The organism is Frankia tisae (assembly GCF_025403405.1).
Classification (GTDB): Bacteria; Actinomycetota; Actinomycetes; order Frankiales; family Frankiaceae; genus Frankia; species Frankia tisai.
In genome coordinates this window covers 1-2,337 of record NZ_JANEZT010000602.1, presented here as the reverse complement: position 1 = coordinate 2,337, position 2,337 = coordinate 1, and the positions used below count along the sequence as shown (strand labels likewise).

The window sequence follows — 2,337 nt, the reverse complement described above, 5'->3', positions numbered from 1 at the left end:
CCCCCACCCCCGCGACCGCGACCGCGACCGCGACCGCGACCGCGACCGGCATACCGGATCGGCCCGCTCCGGCGGCCGTCCCCGGGTCACCAGCGGCCCCTGCCGATCCCCAGCCGGTCGGTGCACCCCGCCCCTGACTTGCGGACAAGGCCGGACGGGATGATGTGGTGCCAGCCCGCCTGATCGCCGTCCTGGCAGGATGACGACATGGAACGTGTGCTTGGGATCGGTGGATACTTCCTGCGGGCCGCCGACCCGGCGGCCCTGAGCGCGTGGTACCGCGATTGCCTGGGCCTGGACGCCGACGAGTTCGGCCGGTGGCGTCAGGAAGCCGGGCCGACGGTGTTCGCGACGTTCGAGTCCGAGACCGACTACTTCGGGTCCCGCGCCCAGCAGACCATGCTCAACTTTCGGGTCCGCGACCTGGATGCGATGCTCGCGCAACTGCGCACCAAAGGCGCGGACGTGACCGAAGAAACGCAGGCCATGGAGGGGGTCGGCCGATTCGGCTGGGTCACCGATCCCGCGGGCAACCGGGTCGAGCTGTGGCAGCCCGCCTGACCGCGTCACACTGCGCACCGACGGCCCCGAAACCCAGGTCCGTCGACCGGAAAGCCGGAGGCCTCGGGCGGTGCGGTGCGGGCCGGAACAGACCGCTGAACCGTCCATCCCACATCACGCCAGCATGCCCTGACTCCGATCGCGGGAAGGTCGTTACCCTCTCTCGCGCCTCGTCGAGTCAACCCAAGTACACCCTCATATCGATCCGCGCAGGTGCCAGTTCCCGTACGGATGGTCGCCGCGCGCGCCTGCTACCAGGCCGCTGTCATGAAATCCCGGATGACGCCCAGGGCGGTATCGCTGCGACCTCGCGCGAGCGTCAACGAATCTGCCGGGTAGTCAGACGCCATCGTGGAGATCTCGGCGGCCAGGCTCCGCGGCTTCCTCAAGGCCACGCGCCCCACCAACCCGGACGGCCGGACGGCGGCCGGACGGCGTGCTGGCCGCTGCCCGTCGAGCGGTTGCTCACCGGTGGCTGTCCGCCGCGGACCCGAGTGCGTCGAGTGTGGACTGGTGCGGCTGGTCGATGACGGCCTTCGACTCGTCGACAAGGCCGGTCAGGCGGGCCACCTCGGCGTCGGTCAGGTTCTCGGCGACCTCGGCCGCGGCGATGTTGGCGCGCAGGTGATCGGGGTTCGTCGTGCCGGGGATGACGACCATGGCGGGGGAACGGCGCAGCAGCCAGGCCAGCGCGACCTGGGCCGGCGTCGCCCCGAGGCGCTGCGCGGGGCTCGTCAGCTCGTCGTGGCTGCCGAGCTGCCCGGAGGCCAGCGGGAAGTAGGGGACGAACATGATGCCCCGCGCCTCGCAGTCGGCGAGGACCCGGACGCCGCTGCGGTCGAGCAGGTTGAAACGGTTCTGCACGGCCGCGATCGGCGTCATCTTCTGCGCGCGGGCCAGCATCTGCGGCGACGCGCCGGACAAACCGATGCGACGGATGAGCCCCTGGTCACGCAGCTCGACGAGCACGCCGAGGGAGTCCTCCAGCGGCACGTCGCTCGGCGGTGCCGGACCGTCGCCGCCGAGCCGCAGGTACGTCAGCTCGCTTGCCTCCGTGCCCAGGTCGACCAGCGCCTCGTGGACCTGCCGGCGGACCGTGTCCGGGTGGTTGATGATGATCCACGACCTGTCCGGGCCGCGCCCGGCGCCGACCTTGTTGCCGACGATCACCCCCTCCGGGAACGGCCGCAGCGCCTCCCCGATCAGCCGGTTCACCGTGCGCGGCCCGTACGCGTTCGCGGTGTCGAAGAACGTGACTCCCAGCTCGACCGCCAGGCGCAGCACCCGCCGCGCCGACTCGGGGTCGTCCGGCGAACCCCACACGCCCGGCCCGGCGAGCTGCATGGCGCCGTATCCGACACGATTCACTGACTTCCCCTTCGATGTATCACTGCCACGACAATATGCGTATCACTGCCCGTCTCAGTGATACGCCAGAAGCCGTAGCATTGCAACCGTGGATGACGCGAAGACCCGCACCCGGCGGCAGATCCTCGAGGTGGCGGCCGGCATCCTGGAACGCGACGGCGCCCAGGCGGTCTCCACCCGCTCAGTCGCCGCGGCGGCCGGCATCCGCGCCGCCTCCCTCTACCAGTTCTTCGGCGACAAGGACGGCCTCCTCGCGGCCCTGGCCATCCACGCCTTCGACATCTACCTGGCCGGGAAGCACACGCTGACGCACACCGACGACCCGGTCGACGACATGCGCCGTGGCTGGGACATCCACGTCGACTTCGGCCTGCGCCACCCCGCCTTCTACCTGCTGATGTACGGCAC

Annotated in this window: 3 protein-coding genes; 2 read left to right on the top strand and 1 reads right to left on the bottom strand. The window is 70.6% G+C overall.

Going from position 1 to position 2,337, the window contains the following annotated elements; all coding sequences use genetic code 11:
- The first annotated feature begins 207 nt into the window (after positions 1 to 207).
- Positions 208 to 561, top strand: a complete 354-nt coding sequence (locus NBZ85_RS30370; RefSeq protein WP_261560643.1) for a VOC family protein — start codon at positions 208 to 210, stop codon at positions 559 to 561.
- A 465-nt stretch (positions 562 to 1,026) separates the two neighbouring features.
- On the opposite strand, the gene NBZ85_RS30365 is transcribed toward NBZ85_RS30370, so the two are convergent.
- Complete coding sequence (locus NBZ85_RS30365; RefSeq protein WP_261560642.1) at positions 1,027 to 1,929, bottom strand: aldo/keto reductase; 903 nt, start codon at positions 1,927 to 1,929, stop codon at positions 1,027 to 1,029.
- Between the two features lie 88 nt (positions 1,930 to 2,017).
- On the opposite strand from NBZ85_RS30365, the gene NBZ85_RS30360 reads away from it, so the two are divergent.
- Positions 2,018 to 2,337: TetR/AcrR family transcriptional regulator (locus tag NBZ85_RS30360; protein ID WP_261563342.1), on the top strand; the 320-nt coding region annotated here is incomplete at its 3' end.

Excerpts from the sequence above, each read along its gene's own strand:
- NBZ85_RS30370 (WP_261560643.1), top strand. The coding sequence starts at position 208 with ATGGAACGTGTGCTTGGGATCGGTGGATACTTCCTGCGGGCCGCCGAC.